The 25,561-nt window shown below is 70.0% G+C and carries 17 protein-coding genes, 1 tRNA gene and 1 pseudogene; 11 read left to right on the top strand and 8 right to left on the bottom strand.

Annotated elements, in window-relative coordinates:
- Nucleotides 1-7 precede the first annotated feature (7 nt).
- Nucleotides 8-1,489, bottom strand: coding sequence for an alpha/beta hydrolase (locus tag N5079_RS25915; protein ID WP_261586681.1), 1,482 nt, complete (start codon nt 1,487-1,489; stop codon nt 8-10).
- A gap of 369 nt (nt 1,490-1,858) precedes the next feature.
- On the opposite strand from N5079_RS25915, the gene ppdK reads away from it, so the two are divergent.
- A complete protein-coding gene (gene ppdK, locus N5079_RS25910) occupies nt 1,859-4,507 on the top strand; it encodes a pyruvate, phosphate dikinase (protein ID WP_261586680.1) in 2,649 nt (882 codons plus the stop codon).
- Nucleotides 4,508-4,810: 303 nt separating this feature from the next.
- Here ppdK and N5079_RS25905 read toward each other — a convergent pair whose 3' ends face one another.
- Nucleotides 4,811-6,652, bottom strand: a complete 1,842-nt coding sequence (locus N5079_RS25905; RefSeq protein ID WP_261586679.1) for a S8 family peptidase — start codon at nt 6,650-6,652, stop codon at nt 4,811-4,813.
- A 247-nt stretch (nt 6,653-6,899) separates the two neighbouring features.
- On the opposite strand from N5079_RS25905, the gene N5079_RS25900 reads away from it, so the two are divergent.
- The gene (locus N5079_RS25900) at nt 6,900-8,186 is read left to right on the top strand and encodes a deoxyguanosinetriphosphate triphosphohydrolase (protein ID WP_261586678.1); all 1,287 of its coding nucleotides are present in this window, start codon (nt 6,900-6,902) and stop codon (nt 8,184-8,186) included.
- Nucleotides 8,187-8,273: 87 nt separating this feature from the next.
- Complete coding sequence (locus N5079_RS25895; RefSeq protein WP_261586677.1) at nt 8,274-9,515, top strand: NAD(P)/FAD-dependent oxidoreductase; 1,242 nt, start codon at nt 8,274-8,276, stop codon at nt 9,513-9,515.
- Nucleotides 9,516-9,519: 4 nt separating this feature from the next.
- On the opposite strand, the gene N5079_RS25890 is transcribed toward N5079_RS25895, so the two are convergent.
- Entirely contained in the window at nt 9,520-10,347 is an 828-nt protein-coding gene (locus N5079_RS25890; RefSeq protein WP_261586676.1) for a M23 family metallopeptidase, read from the bottom strand.
- A 159-nt stretch (nt 10,348-10,506) separates the two neighbouring features.
- Between N5079_RS25890 and dnaG the strand changes: the two genes are divergently transcribed.
- The 3 genes from dnaG to N5079_RS25875 all read left to right on the top strand — a co-directional run bounded on the left by dnaG (nt 10,507) and on the right by N5079_RS25875 (nt 14,568).
- Complete coding sequence (gene dnaG / locus N5079_RS25885; RefSeq protein WP_261586709.1) at nt 10,507-12,408, top strand: DNA primase; 1,902 nt, start codon at nt 10,507-10,509, stop codon at nt 12,406-12,408.
- Between the two features lie 179 nt (nt 12,409-12,587).
- Nucleotides 12,588-13,694 carry an RNA polymerase sigma factor RpoD gene (gene rpoD / locus N5079_RS25880; protein WP_261586675.1) on the top strand — a complete coding sequence of 369 codons (1,107 nt, stop codon included), beginning with the start codon at nt 12,588-12,590 and terminating at the stop codon, nt 13,692-13,694.
- Between the two features lie 373 nt (nt 13,695-14,067).
- Complete coding sequence (locus N5079_RS25875) at nt 14,068-14,568, top strand: hypothetical protein (protein ID WP_261586674.1); 501 nt, start codon at nt 14,068-14,070, stop codon at nt 14,566-14,568.
- 238 nt (nt 14,569-14,806) lie between these two features.
- Here N5079_RS25875 and N5079_RS25870 read toward each other — a convergent pair whose 3' ends face one another.
- Entirely contained in the window at nt 14,807-15,112 is a 306-nt protein-coding gene (locus tag N5079_RS25870; protein ID WP_261586673.1) for a YtxH domain-containing protein, read from the bottom strand.
- 154 nt (nt 15,113-15,266) lie between these two features.
- Here N5079_RS25870 and N5079_RS25865 point away from each other — a divergent pair.
- From N5079_RS25865 to N5079_RS25850, 4 genes and pseudogenes are all read left to right on the top strand, one after another.
- A tRNA-Asn gene (locus N5079_RS25865) sits at nt 15,267-15,339 on the top strand.
- A gap of 348 nt (nt 15,340-15,687) precedes the next feature.
- Nucleotides 15,688-16,830, top strand: a complete 1,143-nt coding sequence (locus N5079_RS25860) for a nitric oxide synthase oxygenase (RefSeq protein ID WP_261586672.1) — start codon at nt 15,688-15,690, stop codon at nt 16,828-16,830.
- Nucleotides 16,831-16,904: 74 nt separating this feature from the next.
- Nucleotides 16,905-17,309 (top strand): annotated as a pseudogene (locus N5079_RS25855) (alpha/beta hydrolase fold domain-containing protein); the annotation flags it as partial.
- A gap of 103 nt (nt 17,310-17,412) precedes the next feature.
- The gene (locus N5079_RS25850; RefSeq protein ID WP_315967886.1) at nt 17,413-18,198 is read left to right on the top strand and encodes an enoyl-CoA hydratase-related protein; all 786 of its coding nucleotides are present in this window, start codon (nt 17,413-17,415) and stop codon (nt 18,196-18,198) included.
- 9 nt (nt 18,199-18,207) lie between these two features.
- Here N5079_RS25850 and galK read toward each other — a convergent pair whose 3' ends face one another.
- From galK to N5079_RS25830, 4 genes are all read right to left on the bottom strand, one after another.
- Complete coding sequence (gene galK / locus N5079_RS25845) at nt 18,208-19,332, bottom strand: galactokinase (RefSeq protein ID WP_261586670.1); 1,125 nt, start codon at nt 19,330-19,332, stop codon at nt 18,208-18,210.
- Between the two features lie 81 nt (nt 19,333-19,413).
- Nucleotides 19,414-19,923, bottom strand: coding sequence for a hypothetical protein (locus tag N5079_RS25840; RefSeq protein ID WP_261586668.1), 510 nt, complete (start codon nt 19,921-19,923; stop codon nt 19,414-19,416).
- Nucleotides 19,920-21,710 (bottom strand): alpha/beta hydrolase family protein, encoded by a 1,791-nt coding sequence (locus N5079_RS25835; protein WP_261586666.1) that lies wholly within the window; start codon nt 21,708-21,710, stop codon nt 19,920-19,922. The genes N5079_RS25840 and N5079_RS25835 overlap by 4 nt, the downstream gene beginning before the upstream one ends.
- Before the next feature lie 193 nt (nt 21,711-21,903).
- Nucleotides 21,904-23,565, bottom strand: coding sequence for a catalase (locus tag N5079_RS25830; protein ID WP_261586665.1), 1,662 nt, complete (start codon nt 23,563-23,565; stop codon nt 21,904-21,906).
- 281 nt (nt 23,566-23,846) lie between these two features.
- Here N5079_RS25830 and N5079_RS25825 point away from each other — a divergent pair, with 281 nt between their 5' ends.
- The gene (locus N5079_RS25825) at nt 23,847-25,487 is read left to right on the top strand and encodes an alkaline phosphatase family protein (protein ID WP_261586664.1); all 1,641 of its coding nucleotides are present in this window, start codon (nt 23,847-23,849) and stop codon (nt 25,485-25,487) included.
- The last annotated feature ends 74 nt before the right edge of the window (nt 25,488-25,561 follow it).

Below are 25,561 nucleotides of genomic sequence, written 5' to 3'. Positions count from 1 at the left end.
GCGAGGCTCAGCACCGGAGACCGTTGAGGGGCACCCTGCCGTCGAGGAGATAGCCGTTGACCGCCGTGTCGATGCAGGCGCTCTGGCCGTACGCGCCGTGGCCCTCGCCGTTGAGGGTGAGCAGCACCGCGGTGCGGAGCTGCTTGGTCAGGCTCGGCGCCCACTGGTATGGCGTGGCCGGGTCGTGGGTCACACCGACGACCACGATCGGCTTGGAGCCCGTGGCGTCGATGTGCTTGTTGGAGTCCTCGCCCGGGACCGGCCACACGCTGCAGATCCCGGAGCTCGACGCGGTGGAGGCGAAGAGCGGGGTCACCTTCCTGAGCCGGTCCGCCAGGGCCACCGCCTGCGCCACGGTGGGCCGGTCGGTGTGGTCGGCGCAGAGCACGGCGGGCAGGGAGAACTGCAGGGTCGAGTAGGAGCCGTTCGGCTGCCGCCCGGCGTACTCGTCGGCCAGCGTGAGCAGGCCGCTCCCGTCGCCCCTCCGCGCGTCGTTGACCGCCTCGGTGAGCAGCGGCCAGGCGAGCCTGCTGTACAGGGCCTGAGTGATGCCGGATCTCGCGACGGTCGCGTTGACCTCGCGCGCGCCGACCTTGAGCGGCTGACGCCCGAGGGTGTCGAGGAGCCCGAGGACGGTCGCGTTCGCCGTGGCGGGGTCCGCGCCGAGCGGGCAGCTCACCTTGGTCTTGGCGCAGTCGGCGAGGTAGTCGTCGTAGGCCCGCTGGAAGCCGAGGGACTGGGTCTTGGCCATGTCGAGCAGGCCCACCGTGGGGTCGAGGGCCGCGTCGAGCACCATCCGGCCCACCTTCTTCGGGTATTGCGTGGCGTAGACCGCCCCGAGGTGGGTGCCGTAGGAGAAGCCGAAGTAGTTGAGCTGGGGCTCGCCCAGGGCGTCGCGCAGGGACTCCATGTCGCGGGCCGCGTTGATCGTGCCGACGTAGGGAAGGATCTTGCCCGCGTTCCGCTGGCACCCCCTGGCGAACTCGGTGAGGAGGGCCGTCTCCTTGTCGACACTGTCGCTGGGCTCCTCGGTGAGGTACTGGTCCATCCGCTGGTCGCTCAGGCACCGGATCCCGCTGCTGCGGTCGACGCCGCGGGGATCAAAGCTGACGAGGTCGTAGCGCCGGCCGAGGATCCCGAAGGCGGACGCCGCGTTGAGCAGCGTGGAGACCCCCGAGCCGCCCGGCCCGCCGAAGTTGAACACGAGCGAGCCCAGCCGCTGGGCGGGGTCGGTCGCCCGGAGCCTGATCAGCGCGATCCCGATCTTCTCCCCGTCGGGCTTGGCGTAGTCGAGCGGCACCTTCATCGTCGCGCACTGAAAGCCCGACGCCGTCGAGACCTTCTCACACTGCTTCCACGCCAGAGGGTCGTGGGGAGTGGCGTAACCGGCGGTCGTCACCTGCCCCGACCCGCAGGCGGTGGCTCCCACCCCCAGCGAGCCGAGCCCCACGATCCCCGCCAGCACGACCTGCCAGACCCTGCGAGACACGAGCACCCTCCGCAATCGACGTCATTCGGAGGGTTGTTCATTTATACCGTACGGCGATGCGGCGTCGCCGGGCGGACTCACCGATAGCGGCGCCTTCCGGATGGCCAGGTAATGGTCTAAACCAATTAACACCGGGGAAACATGCGGTGAATCCGCGCAATGCTGGAAATTGGTTTATACCACTGGTCTAGGTCGATGAAAAACGAGCGATCTTTACGGGTATAAGTAGTGGATTAGACCTTTACGGTGTCGTCTAGCTGGCGATATGCCTTATCGGCTGGGGTGTGATGTTTGATGGCCTTCTTCGTCGGTAGAGTCCGGGTGCGGGGTCGATCCGCGCGTTTAATTTGAAGTCGCGAAGGAGCTCACGTGCCCAAGTACGTTTACGACTTCACCGAGGGCAACAAGGACCTCAAGGACCTGCTCGGCGGTAAGGGCGCCAATCTGGCGGAAATGACCAACCTCGGTCTCCCGGTGCCTCCCGGTTTCACGATCACGACAGAGGCGTGCCGTCACTACCTCGGCCACGGAGGCATGCCGTACGGGCTCGGAGACGAGATCGCGACCCACCTGGCGGAGCTGGAGAGCCGGATGGGCAAGCGGCTGGGCGGCGCGGACGACCCGCTGCTGGTCAGTGTCAGGTCCGGGGCCAAGTTCTCCATGCCCGGCATGATGGAGACGGTCCTCAACATCGGCCTCAACGACCAGTCCGTCCTGAGCCTCGCCAAGCAGTCGGGCAACGAGCGCTTCGCGTGGGACTCCTACCGCAGGCTCATCCAGATGTTCGGCAAGACCGTGCTGGACATCGACGGCGAGCTGTTCGAGGGTGCGCTCGACGAGCTGAAGGGCGACCGGGAGGACACCGACCTCGACGCCGCCGACCTTCAGCGGCTCGTAGAGACGTACAAGGGCATCGTGCTCGCGGAGAGCGGCCGCGAGTTCCCCGCGGACCCCCGCGAGCAGATGGACCTGGCGATCAAGGCCGTGTTCGAGTCGTGGAACGCGCCCCGCGCCGTCCTCTACCGGCGGCAGGAGCGCATCCCCACCGACCTCGGCACCGCGGTCAACGTGGTGGCCATGGTCTTCGGCAACCTCGGCATGGACTCCGGCACCGGCGTCGCCTTCACCCGCGACCCCGGCTCGGGACAGCAGGGCGTCTACGGCGACTACCTGCAGAACGCCCAGGGAGAGGACGTCGTCGCCGGGATCCGCAACACCGTGCCGCTCCAGGACCTGGAGACGATCAACGCGGCGGCCTACCGGGAACTGCTGGACATCATGGCCACGCTGGAAAACCACTATCGCGACCTGTGCGACATCGAGTTCACCGTCGAGCGGGGCAAGCTCTGGATGCTGCAGACCCGCGTGGGCAAGCGGACGGCGGGCGCGGCCTTCCGCATCGCCACCCAGCTCGTGGACGAGGGGCTCATCGGCATGGACGAGGCCGTCACGCGGGTGACCGGAGACCAGCTCGCGCAGCTCATGTTCCCCCGGTTCTCCACGACCGCCGGAAACACGCGGCTCACCACCGGCATGAACGCCTCGCCGGGCGCCGCCGTGGGCAAGGTCGTCTTCACCTCCGCCAGGGCCGTCGAGCTGGCCGGGCGGGGCGAGGCGGTCATCCTCGTCCGCCGCGAGACCAACCCCGACGACCTCTCCGGCATGATCGCCGCCCAGGGCGTCCTCACGTCGCGTGGCGGCAAGACCTCGCACGCCGCCGTGGTCGCCCGGGGCATGGGCAAGACCTGCGTCTGCGGCGCGGAGGAGCTGGAGGTCGACGTCCAGGCCGGACGGTTCACCGCGCCCGGTGGGATCACCGTCCAGGAGGGCGACGTCATCTCCATCGACGGCGGCAACGGAGCCGTCTACCTGGGCGAGGTGCCCGTGGTCGCCTCCCCCGTGGTCGAGTACTTCGAGGGCGGCCGGCCCGACGACGACCTCGTCGCCGCCGTGGACCGCGTCATGCGCCACGCCGACTCCGCGCGCCGCCTCGCCGTACGGGCCAACGCCGACACGCCGGAGGACGCCGCCCGCGCCCGGCGGTTCGGCGCCCAGGGCATCGGGCTGTGCCGTACGGAACACATGTTCCTGGGCGACCGGAGGCAGCTCGTCGAGGACCTCATCCTGGCCGCCACCCCCAAGGAACGGCAGGTCGCGCTCGACGCGCTCGAACCGCTCCAGACAGCCGACTTCACCGGGCTGTTCGCGGCCATGGACGGCCGGCCGGTCACCATCCGGCTGATCGACCCGCCGCTGCACGAGTTCCTGCCCGACCTCACCGACCTGTCGGTCAAGGTGGCCCTGGCGGGCGACCAGGCGACGGAGAAGGACCGCAGACTCCTCGACGCCGTCAAGCGGCTGCACGAGCAGAACCCGATGCTCGGCCTGCGGGGAGTACGGCTGGGCCTGGCCATTCCCGGCCTGTTCGCGATGCAGGTGCGGGCCATCGCGACGGCCGCCAAGCGGAGCGCCGGCCCGCAAGTCGAGATCATGATCCCGCTGGTCGGCGCCGTCCAGGAGCTGGAGATCGTGCGGGAGGAGGTGCTCGGGATCCTCGCGGAGGCGGGCGTGGAGGCGCTCGTCGGCACGATGATCGAGGTGCCGCGGGCCGCGCTGACGGCCGGGCAGATCGCTGAGGCGGCCCAGTTCTTCTCGTTCGGCACCAACGACCTCACCCAGATGACCTGGGGATTCTCGCGGGACGACGTCGAGAGCGCCTTCTTCGGCAAGTATCTCGATCTCGGCGTCTTCGGCGTCTCGCCGTTCGAGTCGATCGACAGGGACGGCGTCGGCCGGCTCATGCGGATCGCCGCCGAGGAGGGCAGGAAGACCAGGCCGGACCTCAAGCTCGGCATCTGCGGCGAGCACGGCGGCGATCCCGACTCCGTGCACTTCTGCCACGAGATCGGGCTCGACTACGTGTCGTGCTCGCCGTTCCGCATCCCGATCGCGCGGCTGGAGGCGGGCCGGGCCGCCCTGACCCGCACCAGATCCGGCGCCGGGTCCGACAGCCGCTGAGCACCCCCTCTGCGTCGCCGTGATCATGCAGGGTTTCCCGGGAAGCTCGCGGACGTCCCGTTTCTCCAAGCGTGATCATGTACGGATTCCGCCGCACCCGGTGTGATCAGCGCCGCCCCTGTTCGTGATCATGCACTGTCCGCCCGGCGAGGCGTGCCCTCGTAGTGCATGATCACGCCACCCGAAGTGCCGGGTGGGACGGTGTTTGCGGGAGCCCGTGCATGATCACGCCACACGAAGTGCCAGGTGGGACGGTGTTTGCGGGAATCTGTGCATGATCACGCTGGGGTTTTGGTTGGGGATCTAGGAACGGGTGATCGTCACGTCGTCGATCGCCGCCTCGACCAGGCTGGCGCCGGCCGCGTCGGCCGCATCGACGACGATGCGTACGGTCTGCCCGGCCTGGCCGGAGATGTTGGCGGTCGCCGTGGCCCACGAGGCGGCCCGGTTCCTGGCCGCGCCCGTCTGGTTGAGCACGGTCGCCGTCGTGGTGCCGACCACGCGGACCCGGAGGTAGTCGGCGCTCGTGGCGTTGTTGAGGTGCGCGAGATACCAGCTGAAACGCAGCGTGAGCGTGCCGGACGACGGGAGTGTGATGGCGGGGGACCGGATCGAGGTCACGCCGCCGTCAACGTCGTATGCACCCGCGCTGCTCCCGGCGAGCCGGCCGGTGACCAGGTCGTGGGTCCCGCTGACGGTCGTCCCGAGCTGGGTCGCCGTTCCGCCGGAGCCGGCGGCCTCGGGATCGCCGAGCTCCCACCTGCCCAGCGTGGCGGTGTCTGTGCCCGATGGGTTGACCGTCCAGCCGGTCGCGGTCTCGAACGTGTCCGAGAAGACCGTGCCCGTGGTCGGGGACGGTGACGGGGACGGTGTGGGAGTCATGGTCGGTGTGGGGGTCACGGTCGGTGTGGGAGTCGGTGTCGGTGTGGGAGTCGGTGTCGGCGTGGCGGTGCCGGCGGTGCGGAGCAGCAGGTTGGGCGAGCCGGTCCCCGGGCTCTTGACCACCGCCTGGGTGGCGCCGGACGTGAGAGCCGAGGAGACCTGTGCGGGGCTGAAGGAGGGGTTGGCCGCGAGGACGAGCGCGGCCGCGCCCACCACGTGCGGGGTGGCCATCGACGTGCCGCTGATCGTCTTGGTCGCGGAGGCGCCCGTGAACCAGTCCGAGGTGATGGAGACTCCCGGCGCGAAGAGGTCGAGACAGCTTCCGTAGTTCGACCACGACGCCCTGGTGTCGTCGTTGGCCGTCGCGCCGACGGTGATGGCGGCGGGGACGCGGGCGGGGGAGCTGCCGCAGGCGTCGGCGCCCTCGTTGCCTCCGGCGATGCCGTACGTGACGCCCGACGCGATGGAGTTGGCCACGGCCTTGTCGAGGGCGCTGCTGACGCCGCCGCCCAGGCTCATGTTGGCGACGGCCGGTTTGACGGCGTTGGCCGTCACCCAGTCGACGCCGGAGATGACGCCTGAGGTGGTGCCGCTGCCGGCGCAGTCGAGCACCCGGACGGCGACGAGCTTGACGCCCTTGGCGACCCCGTAGGTCACGCCGCCGACCGTGCCGGCCACGTGGGTGCCGTGCCCGTTGCAGTCGCTCGCGTCGGCGTCGTTGTCGACGAAGTCGTGCCCGCTGGACGCCCGGCCGCCGAAGTCGCCATGGGTGGTGAGCACGCCGGTGTCGATGATGTAGGCGTGCACGTTCGCGGCGGTGGTCGCGTACGTGTAGGTGCCGCTGAGCGGCAGGGCGGCCTGGTCGATGCGGTCCAGGCCCCAGGTCGCGCCCTGCTGGGTGTCGCTCGTCGTGACCTTCTGGTCCTGTTCGACGTAGGCGACGTCCGCGTTTGCCGCGAGCTTCTTGGCGTCGGTCTCGTCCATGCTGACCGAGAAGCCCTTCACCGCCCGGGTGAAGACGTGCCCGACCGAGCCGTCGTGGCGGGCCGCCAGATTCCTCGCCGAGGCGGGCACGCCGCGCTCGCGGACGGCGGCGTTGTCCTTCAGGACGACGATGTACTCGCCGGGGATCCTGTCGGGGGAGTCCGCCTTCCGGATGGTGCCGACGGGATCGTCGGCCGCCGCGGCGGGGGTGGCGGCGAGCAGCGTCGCGGCAACGGCTCCCGCGGCTGTCAGCCTCAGGAGCAGGGGCGCCGTCTTCATACTGGGGGTCCTCCAGTCGGGGGGACGGTCGGGGGGAAACGGTGGACAGGGGGCAACTTATGCTGATTGACCGGGCTGGAGTCGCCGATGTTGCGAAATTTGTTGATATGGCGGGCGCGGGGCGGCGCTCCGCCCGACCGCCCGGCAGTGTTTCCGGCGTGTTTGTCGTGAAGTCAGAGGAACAGGGGTACGGTTCACTCCCCGCAGCCGGAAAGCCGGGCCGGGAACCGCCGGGGGAGGAGGACGGATGACCCGCTACGACGAGCACGACCAGGCACGATGGGTGCCCGAGCCCCCCGGGAACCCCGAGCGGAGCGCGTTCGAGCGGGACCGGGCGCGGGTGCTGCACAGCGCCTCGCTGCGGAGGCTCGCGGCCAAGACCCAGGTGGTCACCCCGGCCGATTACTACAGCATGCACAGCCCCCGCACCCGGCTGACACACTCGCTCGAATGCGCCCAGATCGGCCGGGAGATGGGCAAGGTCCTCGGCCGCGATCCCGACCTGGTCGAGACGGCCTGTCTCGCCCACGACCTCGGCCATCCCCCCTTCGGCCACAACGGGGAGGTCGCGCTCGACGAGATGGCGGCCCGATGCGGCGGCTTCCAGGGCAACGCCCAGAACCTGCGGCTGCTGACCCGCCTGGAGGCCAAGGTCATGACCGAGGACGGCCGCAGCGCCGGGCTCAACCTCACCCGGGCGACGCTCGACGCGGTCTGCAAGTATCCGTGGACCAGCCACGCCTCCCGGGTCCCCGGAGTGCCACACGCCCGCGAGGGCCGGCCGTACTGCGTCTATCCGGACGATCTCCCCGTCTTCCAGTGGATCCGCGAGGGGACACCCGGCTACACGATCAGCTTCGAGGCCCAGATCATGGACTGGGCCGACGACGTGGCCTACTCGGTCCACGACCTGGAGGACGCGCTGACCTCCGGCCACGTCACCGCCGAGGCGCTGCGCGACCCCGACGAGCGGCTGGCGGTCTGCCGCCTGACCCGCGAGTGGTACGCCCCCGAGGCCGACCTGAACGAGCTGGCCGAGATCTTCGGCCGGTTGGTGGCCGAGCCGCTCTGGCCGGGCCGGTTCGATGCCGGGCTGGTGGACCTCGCCGCGCTCAAGCGCCTCACCAGCGCGCTCATCGGCCGCTTCTGCAGGTCCGCACAGGAGGCCACCCGCGAGGTCTACGGCTGTCGCGTCGTGCCGGCCGGGGGAGCGACCTCGGGACGCCACTCGATGGACCTCGTCGTGCCGAGGACCACGCGGCTGGAGTGCGCGCTGCTGAAGGGTGTCACCGCTTACTACGTCATGTCCCGCGCGGACCACCACGCCACCCAGGCCAGGCAGCGCGAGCTGATCGCCGAGCTCGGCTCGCTGATCACGCTGGGCGCCCCGGCGACGCTGGAGCCCGCCCTGCGTCCCGAGTTCGAGAACGCCTCCGGCGACGCCGGGCGGCTGCGTGTGGTCGTGGACCAGATCGCATCGCTCACCGACGCGTCCGCGATGGCCTGGCACCGGCGCCTCTCGGCCCGCGGCTGACGACAGGCGGCCCCGCTTGAGGGGAAACACGGTCCGGCTCATCCGCACCGACGGTCCTGCGTTACGGTCGCACCGAAGGAGGACCCAATGTCGACATTCGTGATCATCGGTGCGGGGCTGGCGGGGGCGAAGGCGGCCGAGACCCTGCGCGAGGAGGGCTTCGGCGGCAAGATCGTGCTCATCGGAGCCGAGGGGGAGCGTCCCTACGAGCGTCCGCCCCTCTCCAAGGGCTACCTGCAGGGCGCGACGGACCTGGAGAAGGTCTACGTGCACGAGTCCGGCTGGTACGCCGCCCATGACGTCGACCTCCGGCTGGGGACCACCGCCACGGGCATCGACCCCCGAGGCCACCTCGTCCACCTTGACAAGGGGGAGAGCCAGCCGTACGACAAGCTCCTGATCGCGACCGGCGCGACCCCCCGGCCGCTCGCCGTGGACGGCGGCGACCTGGAGGGGGTCCACTACCTCAGGACGGTCGCGGACAGCAAGGCGCTGCGGGAGGCCTTCGCGGGCGGGGGCCGCGTGGTGGTCGTCGGGGCCGGGTGGATCGGGCTGGAGACGGCCGCCGCCGCCCGCCAGGCCGGCTGCGAGGTGACCGTGGTGGCCCCCGGGCCGGCCCCGCTCCACCGGACGCTCGGGACGGAGGTCGGGGAGATCTTCGCCGCCGTCCACCGGGCCCATGGCGTCGAGTTCCGGCTCGGGACCTCGGTGAGTGTCCTGCGGGGAAGGTCCGGTGTGAGCGAGGTCGTCACCACGGCGGGCGAGGTGCTGCCCGCCGACCACGTCGTCGCCGGCATCGGCGCGACGCCCAACGTCGAGCTCGGCCGGAGCGCGGGGCTGGAGGTCGCGGACGGCATCGTCGTGGACGCGTCGCTGCGCACGTCCGACCCCGACATCTACGCCGCCGGCGACGTCGCGGAGGCGGACAACCCGCTCCTCGGCCGCCGGATCCGGGTGGAGCACTGGGCCAACGCGCTGAACGGCGGCCCGGCCGCCGCACGGGCGATGCTGGGCCAGGAGGTCGTCTACGACCGCGTGCCGTACTTCTACACCGACCAGTTCGATCTCGGCATGGAGTTCTCCGGCGACCTCTCCGGGCACGACAAGGTCGTCTTCCGGGGCGACCCGGCGCTCAAGGACGGGGCCATCCCCGGGTTCCTCGTCTTCTGGGTGACCAACGACGGGCGCGTGCTCGCGGGCATGAACGTCAACATCTGGGACGTGACGGACAAGATCCAGGCCCTCGTCCGGGCCGGGCAGGCGGGCGGGGCCGTCGACCTCGGCCGCCTGGCCGACCCGGAGATCCCCCTCTCCGACCTCCTGGGATAGGAAGTTAGTTCAGGGGGATCACCACGCGGGTGTCGTCGGTGTCGTCCTTGGGCGGCTTGGTCTCCCTGGCCGGGACCGGGGACTTCGACGAGCAGAGCTGGACGCAGCGCGGGAGCGCGCCGACGTGCTTGCGCATGGCCAGCGTGGCCTTGCGCGGCGACAGCGTCGCGTTCCCGTCGTACCACGCGTCCAGGTACGGCCAGGGCTCGACCATGCCCCGGCGCACCCACCAGTACTGGGACGGCGTCGGCCACGAGACGGCGAAGTAGAGGTTGCTCGCCATGTCACGCGCGTTGCCGGAGTTGCCGATCCGGCCGAGCTGCTGCCCGGCCTTGACGTGCGTTCCGGCCCGCACGCCCGGCTCGACCGAGTCGAGGTGGCCGCCCAGGTAGAGCACGCCGTCGTCACCCAGGACCGAGACGAACCGGCCCTCCCTGTCCGCCCCGCGGTCGGTGGAGGGCTTCCAGAGGTTCTTGACGTTGACCTCGTGGACCACGCCGTCGACGGGGGAGACGAACGCGCAGCCCTTGCCCGCCCAGATCGTGGTCTTCGGCAGGACCAGCAGTTTGCGGGAGTAGGACGCCCTGCAGCCCTTGACCGGGAACTTGTAGGTGAAGCGCGACAGCGTGGGCGGCGGAAGCCGTACGGGAGCGTCGCCGGGCGGCGGGGCGACCGCCACCATGTGGGACGGGTCGGCGGCGGCTGTGGCGGCGCCACCCCCGCTCGTCACGGGCGGCGCCGGCGGCAGCGTGCTCACGCCGGCCACACCGGCCGGCGCGCTGCACGCCGCGGCCAGGCACGCGGCGCTCGTGAGGGCGGCCAGTCTTCGCATGATCTCCACCTGGTCGACGTTATCGAACCTCTCCTTTGTAACGGACCTTCGCATTTGTCACGACCTGGATCGGCAAAGTCCCTGTGGGACGGGCGCAGCCCGAGGTGCCGTGGCTCCGTGGTCGTGAGGGGCTCTAAACTCGCCAGCGTGGCAGGGCGTATGAGTGGCCGGATCAGTGACGAGGACATCGCGCTCGTGCGGGAGCGATCACCGATCGCCGACGTCGTCGGCGAGCACATCCAGTTGCGCAACGCCGGCGGGGGAAACCTCAAGGGCCTGTGCCCGTTCCACGACGAGAAGTCGCCGTCGTTCAACGTCACGCCTGCCCGGGGGTACTACTACTGCTTCGGCTGCGCCGAGGGCGGCGACGTCATCACGTTCGTCCGCAAGATCGAGAACCTCTCCTTCTCCGAGGCCGTGGAGCGGCTGGCGCAGCGGGCCGGCATCCAGCTCCGCTACGAGCAGGGCGGCTACGTGCCGGGCCGGGAGCAGGGGGAGCGGCTCCGGCTCATCGAGGCCCACCGGGCGGCCGCCGAGTTCTACGCCGCTCAGCTCTCCACCCCGGACGCGTCGCCCGGCCGGCGCTTCCTGTCCGAGCGCGGCTTCGAGCGGGTGGACGCCGAGCGGTTCGGCGTCGGCTACGCCCCCGCCGAGTGGGAGGCGCTGTCGCGGCACCTGATGGCCCGCGGTTTCACCTCGCAGGAGCTCATCAAGGGCGGCCTCGCGCGGGAGGGCCGCCGTGGGCCGATCGACCGGTTCCGCGGCCGCCTGATCTGGCCGATCCGGGACATCACCGGTGACGTCATCGGGTTCGGCGCGCGCAAGCTGCTCGACTCCGACGACGGCCCAAAATACCTGAACACGCCGGACAGCCCGATCTACCACAAGAGTTCGGTCCTGTACGGCGTGGACCTGGCCAAGCGGGAGATCGCCAAGCGGTCCCAGGCCGTCATCGTCGAGGGGTACACCGACGTGATGGCCTGCCACCTGGCCGGGGTGCCGACGGCGGTGGCCACCTGCGGCACGTCGTTCGGCGAGGAGCACATCAAGGTCCTGCGGCGGCTGCTGCTCGACCAGGCCGAGTTCCGCGGCGAGGTGATCTTCACCTTCGACGGCGACTCGGCCGGGCAGAAGGCCGCCCTCCGGGCGTTCCAGGACGAGCAGAAGTTCGTCACCCAGACCTACGTCGCCGTCCAGCCCGACGGCCTCGACCCGTGCGACCTGCGGGTAAAGCACGGCGACGCCGCCGTCCGGGACCTCGTGGCCAGCAGGGAGCCGCTGTATGCGTTCGCGATCCGGAGCATGCTGTCGCGCTACGACCTGAACACCAACGAGGGCCGCCTCGGCGCGCTCGACGCGGTCGCCCCGGTCGTCGCCGGCATCAAGGACCCGGGGCTGCGCAAGACCTACGTGGTCGACCTCGACCGCTGGCTCGGCTTCATGGACGAGGGCTTCGTCATCCAGCGGATCCAGCAGGTCATCGGTCAGACCCAGCAGCACGGGCAGCCCCAGCAGCGCGGGACCGGCAGGGCTCCGGCCGTCCGCCGGGAGGAGCCGGTCGACCCCGCCGTGCGGCTGGAGGCCGAGGCGCTCAAGCTCGCCGTGCAGCGTCCTGCGCTGCTCGGCCCCGAGTTCGACGCCCTCGGCCCGGGGGCCTTCACGCTGCCCGAGCACGTCGCGCTCTACGGGCTCATCATGGCCGCCGGGGGCACCGCCACCGGGGGACCGGGCGGCCGCGAGTGGGTGGACCGGCTGCTCGACCAGACCGGGACATCCTCCACCGCGCCCGCCGCCGAGCCGCGAGCCGATCTGCGGTCGCTCGTCACGCGTTTCGCCGTCGAGGCGCTCCGCGCCGACGTCACCGGCGAGGAGCGGTACGGCACGGCCGTGCTGGCCAAGCTCCAGGAGGTCACGGTGGGCCGGGCCATCACCCAGGTCAAGTCACGCCTGCAACGGCTCAACCCGGTCGAGGAGCAGCAGGAGTACAACCGGCTCTTCGGGGAACTGGTCGCCCTCGAACAGCAGCGACGCGTGTTGAGAGAGCGTGCCACCGGGGCCTGAATAAACTTCCCTTTCCAGATCTCCCAACGGCCAAACATATGTTGTGATCTCAATCCGGTATTGACTTCTGCCTTACCTTGGGTGACAAAAATAGGCCTGCCATTTACTGGTCCCTATACCGCAGACTGTGTTCCGTGGGTGCATCGGTGCTGCCAAGCAGGCCGCCATCGGTAGATCAGGTGGCGGAACTCGTCGCGAAGGGAAGGGAACGCGGGAGCGTCACGGTAGACGACGTGGCCGCCGCGCTCGACCGATCCGAGCTGCCCGCCGACGCGCTGGAACGCGTCGTGCGGATGCTCGCCGAGAACGGGGTTGAGGTCCTCGAGCCGCAAGGCGACGAGGAGCCCAGCAAGCCCGACGAGGAGGACGTAGGCAAACGCGCGCCAACGAGTGACCTGGTCAGGATCTATCTCCGCGAGATCGGCCGGGTTCCGCTGCTGACCGCCGAGGAGGAGGTCGAGCTCGCCAAGGCCATCGAGGCCGGCCTGTTCGCCGAGGACAAGCTCTGCGAGAGCGCCGCCGTCAGGCTCGCCCGGCCGGAGCTGGAGGACCTCGTCTGGGAGGGCGTGCGGGCCAAGCAGCGGCTCATTGAGGCGAACCTGCGGCTCGTGGTCTCCATCGCCAAGCGATACGTCGGGCGCGGAATGCTCTTCCTGGACCTCATCCAGGAAGGCAACCTCGGCCTGATCCGGGCCGTCGAGAAATTCGACTACACCAAGGGCTATAAGTTCTCGACCTACGCGACCTGGTGGATTCGCCAGGCGATCACCCGGGCCATCGCCGACCAGGCGCGGACCATTCGTATTCCGGTTCACATGGTCGAGACGATCAACAAATTGGTCCGCGTGCAGCGTCAGCTCCACCAGGACCTCGGCCGGGAGCCCGCGCCCGAGGAGATCGCCGCGGAGATGGACCTGCCCATCGACCGTGTGGTGGAGATCCAGCGGATCGCCCAGGAGCCGGTCTCGCTCCAGTCTCCGATCGGCGAGGAGGACTCCGACCTCGGGGACTTCATCGAGGACGCCGACGCCGTGGTGCCGATCGAGGCCGCCGCGTTCATCATGCTGCAGGACCAGCTCGACGACATCCTCGCGACGCTGTCCGAGCGCGAGCAGCGGATCATCCAGCTCCGGTTCGGCCTGGCCGACGGCCACCCCCGCACACTGGAGGAGGTCGGCCGCGAGTTCGGCGTGACCCGCGAGAGGATCCGGCAGATCGAGTCCAAGACGCTCGCCAAGCTCCGCCACCCCACCAGAGCCCAGATGCTCCGGGACTACCTGGACTGAGGTTGTGAGCCCACGAAGCCAGTGACCTGTGCCATCGGCGGGTCACTGGCTTTCGCCTTGCCGGCCACATCGACCCCGGCTTCACGCCCTGTCCGCGTGTCCCCTTTCCAGACGGCATCAGCACTCGATCATGACGATAGTGCTGTCTCCGGGCCGATTCAGCAGCACTTTCGTCATGGTCGAATACGGGTCCGGAACCCGCCGGGCATATCGTGCCGCGGCGGACCCTCGTGCCGGGGCGAGTGGGACACCGGACAGCCGGCCTGGGCGCTGTGGCGGGCCGCTACGCCGGCCAGGGCTGGGCACCGGGTGCGGCCGGTCCCGCGGCGGATAGCCTTCCGGTATCAATGGTCGCGCTCACGGATGGTGCTCGTTGCCTGGTTCCAAGCTTTTCGGCCTCTTCGGGGCCCGGCGGCTGCCCGCCGAGGTCCGTACGGCTCTCGCGCTCGAACCGCGCGAGCGGGTGATCAGCCACGCCCACACGCCGGGCGGCGACTACCACGTGGCCACGACGCAGGCGCTGCACCTGCCGGGGGGAATCCGGCTGCCGTGGCACCTCATGGACAAGGCCGTGTGGGACGAGAAGGGCGTGACGGTCACGATGACCGACGGCGCCGTCCACCGGGCGCTGCTGCCCGAGCCCGGCCTGCTGCCCGAGACGATCCGAGAGCGGGTCACCGCGTCGATCGTGGCGAGCAGGCATGTGCCGCTGGGCGCGCGAGGGGGAGTGCGGCTGGTCGCCCGCCGCGTCCCCGGCTACGACGCGCCGCAGTGGGAGTTCGTCTTCGATCCCGGCCTGGACCCCGCCGACCCCGGCCTGCGGGCTCTCGCGGAGCAGGCCCTCGAAGAGGTACGGCGAAGCCTCGGCGTCTGAGGATCCCAAGGGCCTGATCACGCACTTCGGGGCTATGGAGCCAAGACACTGCGCATGATCACGGATGGCGTCCACGCAGGTCGGCATGTGACTGCGGGAACGTGTGCATGATCACAACAAGGGTTGGCGCAGGCAGGCCGGGAACACTGGGAATTCGTGCATGATCACGACACGTGGGGGGACCTGGGGGACCAGAAAGCCCCCGGCGTGAGCCAGGGGCCTGCTGTGTGGGGGATCGTCAGGTGATCCGGTCGGCGTCGGAGGCCGGCCAGCCGGTGGCGGCGCCCACCTTCTCGGCCTGCCACGGCTCCTGCCTCTTCAGGAACGGCACCTTGCCGCCGAACTTGTCACCGGCGAGGTCCTTGGCCTTCTCCGCCACCTTCGAGGCCTGGGCCCCGACCAGCCCCGCCGCCTCCTGGACGGAAGGACTGTCCGCCACCCGCTGCGCCATGCGCTTGATCTGCTCGTACCGCTCACGTCCGGCTCGGGTGCCCAGAACGTAGCCGACGGCCAGCCCGGCGGCGAACATCGCCTTGTACCGCATCTTCCACCTCCGCGCTCGTGTTCTTCGCCCTCCTACCCCGAAGGCCTGCATCTATCCAAGCCGAATGAACGTGACAGGCACCCCCCCGAGTGCGCTAATCTAGTTCCGCGCAGCAAGAACGGCCGCAAGACCGGATCGAGCAGCGCAGCAGCAATCCCGTGTAGCTCAATCGGCAGAGCAGCCGGCTGTTAACCGGCAGGTTATAGGTTCGAGTCCTATCGCGGGAGCGTTGGCCCCGGTTGCTTGATGGTCTTCGACCATCCGCGCCGGGGCTTTGTGTTTGCCTGGGGGGACGACCCCCCTGGAACCTCCCGGTGTCGCGGCTGCGCCGCGACCGCCCCCGGCAGTGTGATGACCTTGGTCATCCGCGCCGGGGTTTCTGCGTTGCCTGGGGATGATGTACCGAAGTCGGACGCAAGTATGCGAATGTGGCGGACAAATCACGAGACTTCGCCGAAAATGTGAGGCGCCGCGGATCACAGACAGCGCAGTGGGGTGAGGGCCACTGCGGAGAGGGCGTCCCGCCACCCCCGGAAACCGGTGCGATGCCCGCGAGTGCGAAGTGTGTGGCGGTCGTGCTGAGGTGGTTCAGGTCCAACAAGTGCAAGAAGATCACGGAAGCCGAACAAGAACCCGGGCGTGAGGAGGGGGTCGACAAGGAAGAGGCGGAGGACTTCATCCGGCTCTACCACGCGGAGAACCCGTCCGCGGGGTCGGTGAAACCCAGGCTGCGCGATGTCTTCGGAGAGATCTCGCAGACGGGAACGTATACGCACACGGCGGCAGAGCTGGCTTTCGGCGCGCGCGTCGCATGGCGGAACAGCAACAGATGCATCGGCCGCCTCTACTGGAAGTCGCTCCGGGTCCGGGACCGCCGGCACGTCGACACGGCGGACGGCATCGCCGAGGAATGCGCCGAGCATCTCCGGATCGCGACCAACAAGGGCAAGATCCGGCCGACGATCACCGTGTTCGCGCCCGACACGCCCGGAGAGCGCGCGCCGACGATCTGGAACGACCAGCTCATCAGGTACGCCGCGTACCTCAACTCGGACGGGGGCGTCGTCGGCGACCCGGCCAATATCGAGGTGACGAGAATGGCCCGCCGGCTCGGCTGGCGCGGCCACGGCACGCGGTTCGACGTGCTGCCCCTGATCATCGAGGCGAAGGGCGGGCTGACGGCGCACGAGGTGTCGCCCGAGCTGATCCTGGAGGTTCCGCTCCGGCATCCCGAGTTCTCGTGGTTCGCCGAGCTCGGCCTGAAATGGCATGCCGTACCGGCGATATCCAACATGTGCCTGGAAATTGGCGGGGTTCGCTACCCGTGCGCGCCGTTCAACGGCTGGTACATGGGCACCGAGATCGGCGCCCGCAACCTCGCCGACGTGGGCCGGTACGACCAGCTCCCGGTGGTCGCCGAGCGGCTCGGCCTCGACACCTCGCACGACCGGACGCTCTGGCGCGACCAGGCGCTGGTCGAGCTCAACATCGCCGTGCTGCACTCCTTCGCCGAGGACGGCGTGACGATCAGCGACCATCACACCGAATCGAGGCGGTTCATCGCCCACCTGGAGAAGGAGGAGCGCAACGGCCGGGTCTGCCCCGCGGACTGGTCGTGGATCGTCCCACCCCTCTCGGGCGCCACCACGCCCGTCTTCCACCGCTACTACGACGACGTCCAGCTCACGCCCATGTTCAGCCACCGGTCCCGGGAGTGACATGGGCCGCCGCTCGTGGCCACCAGGAAGCGCTTCCGGCGCACGACCAGGCCGGCCGGCTCGGGGTGCCGGTCATGACCCGGCCTACGGGATCGGAGCGCAGGCAGACACCCAGCTCGGAGTCCGTGACGCAGACCGGGCACCCGGCCAGCCTGGCGGACTCCCGCACCAGGGTGCGGAGCGTGGCCCGGGCGGAGACCGTGCGCATCTACACGCGAGGGGCCGCGACGGGATCCTGCCTGCTATACCTGCACGGCGGCGGCTTCGTCATCGGCCGCGTCGACTTCTTCCACAGCGAGACCACCCGCATCGCCGCCGAGATGGGTGCGGTGGTGGCGTCGGTGGACTACCGCCTCGCGCCGGAGCACCCGTTCCCGGCGGCCCTGGAGGACTGCTATGCCGCCCTGCGCTGGCTGGCGGGGCACGCCGATGAACTGGGGGTGGATCCGCAGCGGATCGGGGTGGCCGGCGAGAGCGCCGGCGGGAATCTGGCCGCCGCCGTCGCCCTGTACGCACGCGACCACGGCGACCCCGCCCTGAGCACGTTTCCCCGGTTAGCCTCCTGGTGTAGAACATGGTTCGGTGAAGGAGGGCAAGATGGTGGTGTTGTCCAAGGACGACGGCGGCGTGCGGATCCTCACGTTCAACCGGCCCGAACGGCTGAACGCGTGGACCGACGAGATGGGCCGTCGTTACTTCGACCTGCTCGAAGAGGCCGAACAGGACCCGTCGGTCAGGGTCGTCGTCGTGACCGGCGCGGGGAAGGGCTTCTGCGCCGGAGCCGACTTCGAGACTTTGACCGCGATCCAGACCGGTGGCTACACGGGCGAGCCGGACAAGCGGCCCAACACGTTCCCCATGACGATCCGCAAGCCCGTCATCGCCGCCGTGAACGGGGCCTGCGCCGGGCTGGGAGTGGTCCACGCCCTCGTGTGCGACCTCGTCTTCACAGCCGAGGACGCCAAGTGGACGACGGCGTTCTCCCGGCGCGGGCTAATCGCCGAGTACGGCCTGGCCTGGATCCTGCCCAAGCTGATCGGTCAGGCCAAGGCCATGGACCTGCTGCTGTCCGGCCGGGTCTTCACCGGCTCCGAGGCGTACGCCCTGGGGCTGGCCGGCCGTGCCGTACCGGGGGACCGGCTCCTGGAGGAGACCCTCGCCTACGCGCGTGAGCTGGCCACGCAGTGCTCTCCGACGTCGATGGCCGTGATCAAACGGCAGGTGTGGGGCGACTGGGCCACCACCCTCGACGAGTCGAGGGACGAGGCCGTGCGGCTGATGCTGGAGTCGTTCGGCCGGCCGGACTTCGCCGAGGGCGTCGCCAGCTTCCTGGAGCGGCGCCCCCCGCGCTTTCCTCCACTCGCCTGAGGGCTGCCGCTACAGGTCGACTCGGTGGGCTCCGGCCGCGCAGGTGGTGGGCAGGAACGTCGGCGCGGCCCAGCCGCGCTCCTCGTAGGCCTCCAGGACCTTCGCCCGCACGCGGTCCACCCTGTCCTCGGCGACGAGCGCGATGGCCGAGCCGCCGAACCCGCCTCCGGTCATCCGAGCCCCCCGGGCGCCGCCCCTGATCGACGCCTCGACCGCCACGTCGAGCTCCGGGCAGGAGACCTCGAACTGGTCGCGCAGCGAGATGTGGGAGGCGTTGAGGATCGCCCCGATCTCCTGTACGGCTCCCGCGCGCAGCAGCCCGATGAGCGCCTCGACGCGGTGGTTCTCGGTCACGACGTGCTGCGTCCGCTTCCGCTCGTTGCCGGTGAGCTTCTCAAGGGCGGCCGCGAGGTCGGTCACGTCCCGCAGAGCCGGGACGCCCAGGTGCTTGGCGGCGTTCTCGCAGTCCTGGCGGCGCTTGGCATACTGCCCGTCGGCCAGCTCGTGCCGCACGCCCGTGTTGATGATGAGCAGCCGCAGCCCGTGCTTCGCCAGGTCGAGGGGGATGGCGCGACTGGCCAGAGACCGGCAGTCGAGGAAGAGCGCGTGGCCCGCCTTGCTCAGCGCCGACGCCGCCTGGTCCATGATCCCGCACGGCATGCCGACGAAGTCGTTCTCGGCCCGCTGGCTGATCTTCGCCAGCCGCATGGGCTCCAGGCCCAGGCCGTACAGGTCGTTGAGGGCGAGCGCGACGGAGACCTCCAGCGCGGCGCTGGAGGACAGGCCCGCCCCCTCGGGGACGTCGCCGTCGATGACGATGTCGGCTCCGCGTACGGCCAGGCCGTCACCCCGCATGATCGAGAAGACGCCCACCGGGTAGCGGGCCCAGCCCTCGGCCCGGTCGAGGTCCTCGATCACCTGCGGCCCGCCGGGCGCCTGCAGGGAGGTGAGGCGGACGGTGTCGTCCTCTCGGGGGCTGGCCGCCACCGTGACGCCGTACGGGACTGCGAACGGCAGCACGAAACCGTCGTTGTAGTCGGTGTGCTCTCCGATGAGGTTCACCCGTCCGGGGGCGTACCAGACCCCGGCCGGCTCGCCGCCGTACGTCTCCCGGAAAGCATCAACAACCCGCATAATCACACACTCCTGAACAGACGGCGGCCTTCCCGTAGGGTAGCGACTCACGACAGGGGTCACGTACGTGGAGAAGCCCGTCTACGGCTGGGGCATCCCGTCAGGCGAGACGCACGGTGACGTGGCGGCGAGATACAGCCGGTCGCCCTCCGACCACACCAGCGCGAGGATGAACCCGTCCGGCCGGGACACGCCACCCACGCTGGGATGGCCGACCTGGAAGCCCCCGGTCGACGTGATGACGTGTCCCTGCCGCTGCCAGTGGTCCATCACCTGCCGCGCGATCTCCATGTTCGCCGCCCCCGGAACCTCCCGCAGCCAGTACGCCCGGCTGACGACGATCCTGTCCTGGGCCCCGTCGTCATGGGGTTCCAAGCATGGGCTCGACGTGCTCTGGCCGGCCAGCGGCTCCAGGCGAGGGCGCGGCCGGAGCACGCCGGCGGTCTGCCTGATCAGATCCTCCGCCCGGGCGAGGGCCTGGGCCGGAGTCTGGCTGGAGGAGGCGTCCATGGGGCTCCTCGTGGAGGCGCAGGCATCGAGCAGGGTCAGCAGAAGGAGCAGCCGAAGGGCGGTGCGGGTCGTCGGCGTCACCGGTTCAGGTCCTGGAGGAGGTCCGGAGCCAGCTCCGGCATGAGAAGCTGCGGGTGGTCCACAGGCTTCGGCAGCTCGAGCTCCTCGTATTGACCGTTCACGATCCGGGCGATGTTGCGCAGAGAAGCAGAATGCGGTTTCCAGTAGTTGGAGTGGGCTTGGGTAATGAGGCTGCGCTGGACGAAGAAGCGGCGGGCGCCGAAGGCGGAATCACCGGGGTCCGCCGAGAACCTGCCCAGGTACGTAACCATGTCGTTGCCCGCTTCCCCCACCCAGACATGGCCGGGGCCGGCGCCCAGCTCGCTCGCGTGCTCGACCCCGACGCCGGGGCTGCCGACGAAGATGAGGTCGTCCGCCAGCCGTCCCGGGCGGAGCACGGCGGCCCTGCCGGTGACCAGGGAGCCGTAGCTGTGGCCGAGGACGACGTTGCGGGCTCCCTCGGCGGGCCGGTGGGCGGCGTGGAGGCCGTCGCTGAACGCGGCCAGCGCCCCCGCGCCCTCGGCCGCCACGACCCCCATGGCGACGGAACGGCTCGGCGTGATCAGCCCGGGGTCGAGCTGCGGGGCGTCGTAGCCCAGCCATGCTATTGACGCGATCCGCCGCTTGCCCGACGTGACCTGGCACTGCTGCCACAGCTGTCTCGCTCGCTCGATGTCGCAGTCGAAACCCTCCAGCCGCGTTCCGAGCCCGGGGACGTAGGTCACGGTGGTGTCCGCGGCGTCGGGATCTCCCCAGGAGACGATGAGGCGGCCCGGCCCCGCGTGGCTGAAGGCCAGAAGCAGGACCGGGGGATATCCGGCCCTGCCCCCGAGCGCCAGCGTCTTCTCGACGATGTCGATCCTCTTCAGCGAACGGCTGACCGCGTCGAGCGTGAGATAGATGGCGGGCTGGGCGGTGCGGGCCATCTCCCGGGTGAGCCGGGCCGACTCCGCCAGGAGCCGGGCCTTCTCCGCCGACAAGAACAGCCGGTTGGCCCGGTCCCTGATCGCGGCGGGCAGGCCGTCGAGGGAGCCGACGCCCTGCGGCATCGCGGTGACCAGATCGTCCCTGTGATGTTGGGGGAGGGATCGCCACCACGCGTTGATCCGCGCGGCCAGGCCTGGGTCGAGCCCTTGGCTCTGCAGGCCCAGCAAGGCGGTGAGCGCCTGTCGGTCTCCGGCCGCGACGCGGCGGAGCAGGGATCCGGCCCCACCGGGATCCGCCGCGAACCCCTCGAACAGATCGAATCCGATCACGCCCGACGGCACCACGCCATCGGCCAGGCGCGTCGAGGAGTCCCGCTCGGCCCGCTGGATCCGGGACAGGCGCCGCCCGAGATCCCGCGCGTGATGCCCGGCCCAGTCCGCGCCCCGGGCGACTGCCGGCGCGGCCCCGCTGGGCAGGCACAGCATCGCCAGCTCGGCGTGCAGCCGCCCCGCCAGGCCCCACAGCCGCCCCGCCGCCTCCTCCAGGGAGCCGACGAGGGCCGTCATCGCCCGGACCTCCACGCCGCGGAACGGCCCGGGACCGGCCGTCATGCTCGTCACCGACGTGCGTACGGCAGGCATTCCGGGGGCGGGGGCGCCCTGCCGTACGAGCAGCCCGGAGATCGCGCCGAGGGCGTCCTCCAGGGCGGACTGCAGGGCCGTACGGTGGCGGGAGAGCTCGCCCGCGAAGCGGGGAGCGCCTCCGCCGACCCAGGCGTGCGCGGACATGAGACGGACGGCGTGGTCGAGGTCGGCGCAGTGGCCCGTGGCGAGTGCGGAGACCCGGCGGAACGCCTCCCACGCGGCCACCGTCTCCGACATGACGGCCAGCATGGCAGGGCACCGCCGTTCCCCACAGCGAATCGGCAGTTCACGGGGCTATGGGCGATACGCCCGCGGAAGGCCCGGCTCGGCCGATGCGCGTGGGTGAGCCGCTCGTGCAGTAAGCGGTGGGCGGGGGATGCGAACGCCGAAGGCCCGGCTCGGCCGATGCCGAGCCGGGCCTTGCGGAGGATCAGCCGGCGGTGAGGGTCGCCCGCTCGTCCGGGACGCAGTGCGTCATCGACAGACCCTCGACGTCGCGGGAGCCGTTCTTGCCGAGGTTGGCGAGCCGGCGACGGTCCTCCTCGGTGAGGTCCTGGCAGGCGAGCGGCTCCAGGTGGCGGACGTCGTCCGGCCGGATGCCGAGGCCCTCGCCCACGCGCAGCCCGAGGTCGTCCTCGACCAGGAGCAGGTGCCAGACCATGCGCTCCTGGATCGGCCGCTCGCACTGGGACAGCATGGTGACGAAGTTCTCCACCAGGTCGTCGCGCTCCCACTCCTCCATGAGCAGGTATCGCTGCCCGGCCTGGAGGTAGTCGTTCGTGAGTGGGATGCGCTCGCGGGTGAGGCGCCCGGAGATCACCGGCCCCTGTTCGCCGTGGGCGGGGTACTGCCCCTCTCTCAGCCCTCCCGTGATCGACGGCTCGTAGTTGACGTGGGGGTTCTCGCCCGCGTCGTCGACGTAGTAGGTCATCTGCCCGTCACGCTGGTTGGTCCGGACCTGCGCCCCTTTGGGGTGGTTGACAGGCAGTTGGAGGTAGTTCGGCCCGACGCGGTAGCGCTGCGTGTCGCTGTAGGAGAACGTGCGGCCCACCAGCATCTTGTCGTCGGAGAAGTCCAGGCCGTCGACGAGCACGCCGGTGCCGAACGCGACCTGCTCGTTCTCGGCGAAGTTGTTGCGGACGTTACGGTCGAGGACCATGCGGCCGACCGGCTTGGCCGGGAACAGGTCCTCGGGCCAGACCTTGGTGTCGTCGAGCGGGTCGAAGTCCAGCTCGGGATGTTCCTCGTCGGTCATCATCTGGACGAGGAGCTCCCACTCGGGGTAGTCGCCTCTCTCGATGGCCTCGTACAGGTCCCTGGTGGCGTGCCCCAGCTCGGTGGCCTGGATCCGCGCCGCGTCCTCCGCCTTCATGCTCCGGATGCCCTGCTTGGGCATCCAGTGATACTTCACCAGCCGGGTCTCGCCCTCCTGGTTCACCCACTTGTACGTGTTGACTCCGAATCCCTGCATGTGCCGGTAGCCGGCGGGGATGCCCCGGGGACTGAACAGGTTCACCAGCATGTGCATGCTCTCCGGCGTCTGCGACATGAAGTCGAAGATCCGGTTGGGCTCCTGGCGGAAGGTGACGGGGTCCGGCTTGAGGGCGTGGATCACGTCGGGGAACTTGATGGCGTCGCGGATGAAGAAGACCGCGAGGTTGTTGCCGACCAGGTCCCAGTTGCCGTCCTCGGTGTAGAACTTCACCGCGAACCCGCGAGGGTCACGGGCGCACTCGGAGGAGTCACGGCCGCCGATGACCGTGGAGAACCGCACGGCCACCTCGGTGCGCTTGCCGGCCTCCTGGAAGAGCTTCGCTCGGGTGAACCGGGCGATCGGCTCGCCGCCCCAGGAGCCGTAGGCCTCGAAGAAGCCGAACGACGTCGTGCCTCGCGCGTGCACGACACGCTCGGGGACGCGTTCCCGGTCGAAGTGGCTGATCTTCTCCAGGAACTGGTAGTTCTCCAGCGTGGCGGGGCCGCGTGCGCCCACCGTACGCTGGTTCTGGTTGTCGTAGACGGGATGTCCTTGGCGGTTGGTCAGCACCGGGCGGTTGTCTCCAGGCTCCGGGCCCTTGCTCGACACGTCCGTCATGCAAACGGCTCCTCTCTCGTGGATCTCGCGTCCCTCGGCATGCCGTGTTACTGCACGTCACGGTCTCCCTATCCGCTTTGGGGCCTGCTATTCATGTCATTCCGCCGGGCACGGACCCTCTCTGTATCTGCCCGGTGGGCACCCCGGTGGACGCCCCCTGGCTGTCACGTGTCCGCCACTCAATGGTCATCTCGCCGCTATTGCCCTTGTATGACGAGGGGGAGCAGGGTGCTGAGGTGTTTGCTCGGGATTCGAGGCCCGAGTCCTTTTTAGGAGGTTTGGTGCGAGCTCTACGAGCGCTGCCGCCTGTTCTGGCGGCGGCCGCGCTGCTCACGTCGTTCACCGGATCGCCGGCTTCGGCCGACGGTCATCACGGGGACGGCGGGCACGGCGGACGGAGCGTGGTGGGTCGGTACCACCATCTCGTGGTCATCTATGAGGAGAACCACAGTTTCGACAACCTTTACGGCGACTGGGGACCGGTCGGCGGGCGGCGGATCGACGGCCTTGCCCGGCCCGCGGCCCGCCACACCGCGCCGCAGGTGGCCCAGGACGGCACGCCGTACGGGTGCCTGCCGCAGAACGATGTGAACCTGGCGGCGCCGCCGCTCGCGGCCACCTGCCAGGACGCCGGCCACGGCGTCCCGGCCAGCCACTTCGCCAACCGGCCGTTCACCATCGACGACTACATCGGGCCGATGGACAAGACCTGCCCGGCGCCCGGTGTGTTCGCCGCCAACGGCGTGCTGAAGGACAGCGCCGGCGCGCTGCCCGGCGGCTGCACGCGCGACCTGGTCCACCGCTTCTACCAGGAGCAGTACCAGATCGACCACGGCAAGCAGGACCGCTACGTGACCGGCAGCGACGCCGTGGGCCTCACCATGGGGACCTACGACACCAAGAGCCTCCCGATCTGGAAGTACCTCCACGCGCCCGGCGCTCCGAAGTACGTCATCGCCGACAGGTTCTTCCAGGGCTCCTTCGGCGGCTCCTTCCTCAACCACCAGTACCTCATCGCGGGGCGGGCGCCCGTCGACACGGCCGCCGCTCCGGGCGGGGCTCAGGAGAGCCTGCACTCGGTGGTCGACTCCAACGGCTTCCCGAACGCGGGCTACCCGCTCTACAAGCCCACCGGGACGGTCAAGGACGCGCAGCTCACCCAGGCCTGTGGCCCGGCCGCGAACGTCGACGTGGCCTGCGGCGACTACGCCGTCAACACCATCCAGCCGGCCAGCACCCCGCGGGGTGGCGGCGCTCAGCTCCCGCTGATCGATGACGCGAAATATCCCAACATCGGCGATCGGCTGAGCGGCGCCGGCGTCGACTGGGCCTGGTACTCCGGAGGCTGGAAGGACGCGGACGCCGGTCACCCGGGCCCGCTGTTCCAGTTCCACCACCAGCCGTTCAACTACTTCGCCGCGTACGCCCCGGGACAGCCCGGCCGTACGCACCTGAAGGACGAGACCGAGTTCCTCGACGCGGCCAAGAAGGGCACGCTGCCGACCGTCAGCTTCGTCAAGCCGTACGGCGCGGAGAACGAGCACCCCGGCTACGCCAGCGAGGCGGACGGCAGCGACCACCTCGTGGACATGCTCAAGACCATCGAAAGCGGCCCGCAGGCCGACGACACGCTGGTCGTGGTGACGTACGACGAGTTCGGCGGCCAGTGGGACCACGTCTCCCCGCCCGGTAAGGGAAGCCGGACCAAGGGCGCCTTCGACCTGTTCGGCCCCGGCACCCGGGTCCCCGCCCTGGTGGTCAGCCGCTCCCTGCCGCACTCGGGGGTGGACCACACCGTCTACGACACGACGTCGATCCTGGCCACCATCGAGCGCGGCCTCCACCTGGCCCCCGTCGGGACCCGTGACGGTCGCGTCAACGACCTCTCCGGCGTTCTCCACGCCGCGGGCGCCCACCACTGATCACCGCCAAGAGGTCCGGTCCCCCCGCTCACCCTTGGCGGGGGACCGGCTCGTTCACGCGGCGGAGCCGCCGG

The organism is Planotetraspora sp. A-T 1434 (assembly GCF_025420585.1).
GTDB lineage: Bacteria > Actinomycetota > Actinomycetes > Streptosporangiales > Streptosporangiaceae > JAOEGB01.
The sequence above is the reverse complement of the archived record's forward strand: the minus strand, read 5'-3'. Positions and strand labels throughout refer to the sequence as shown.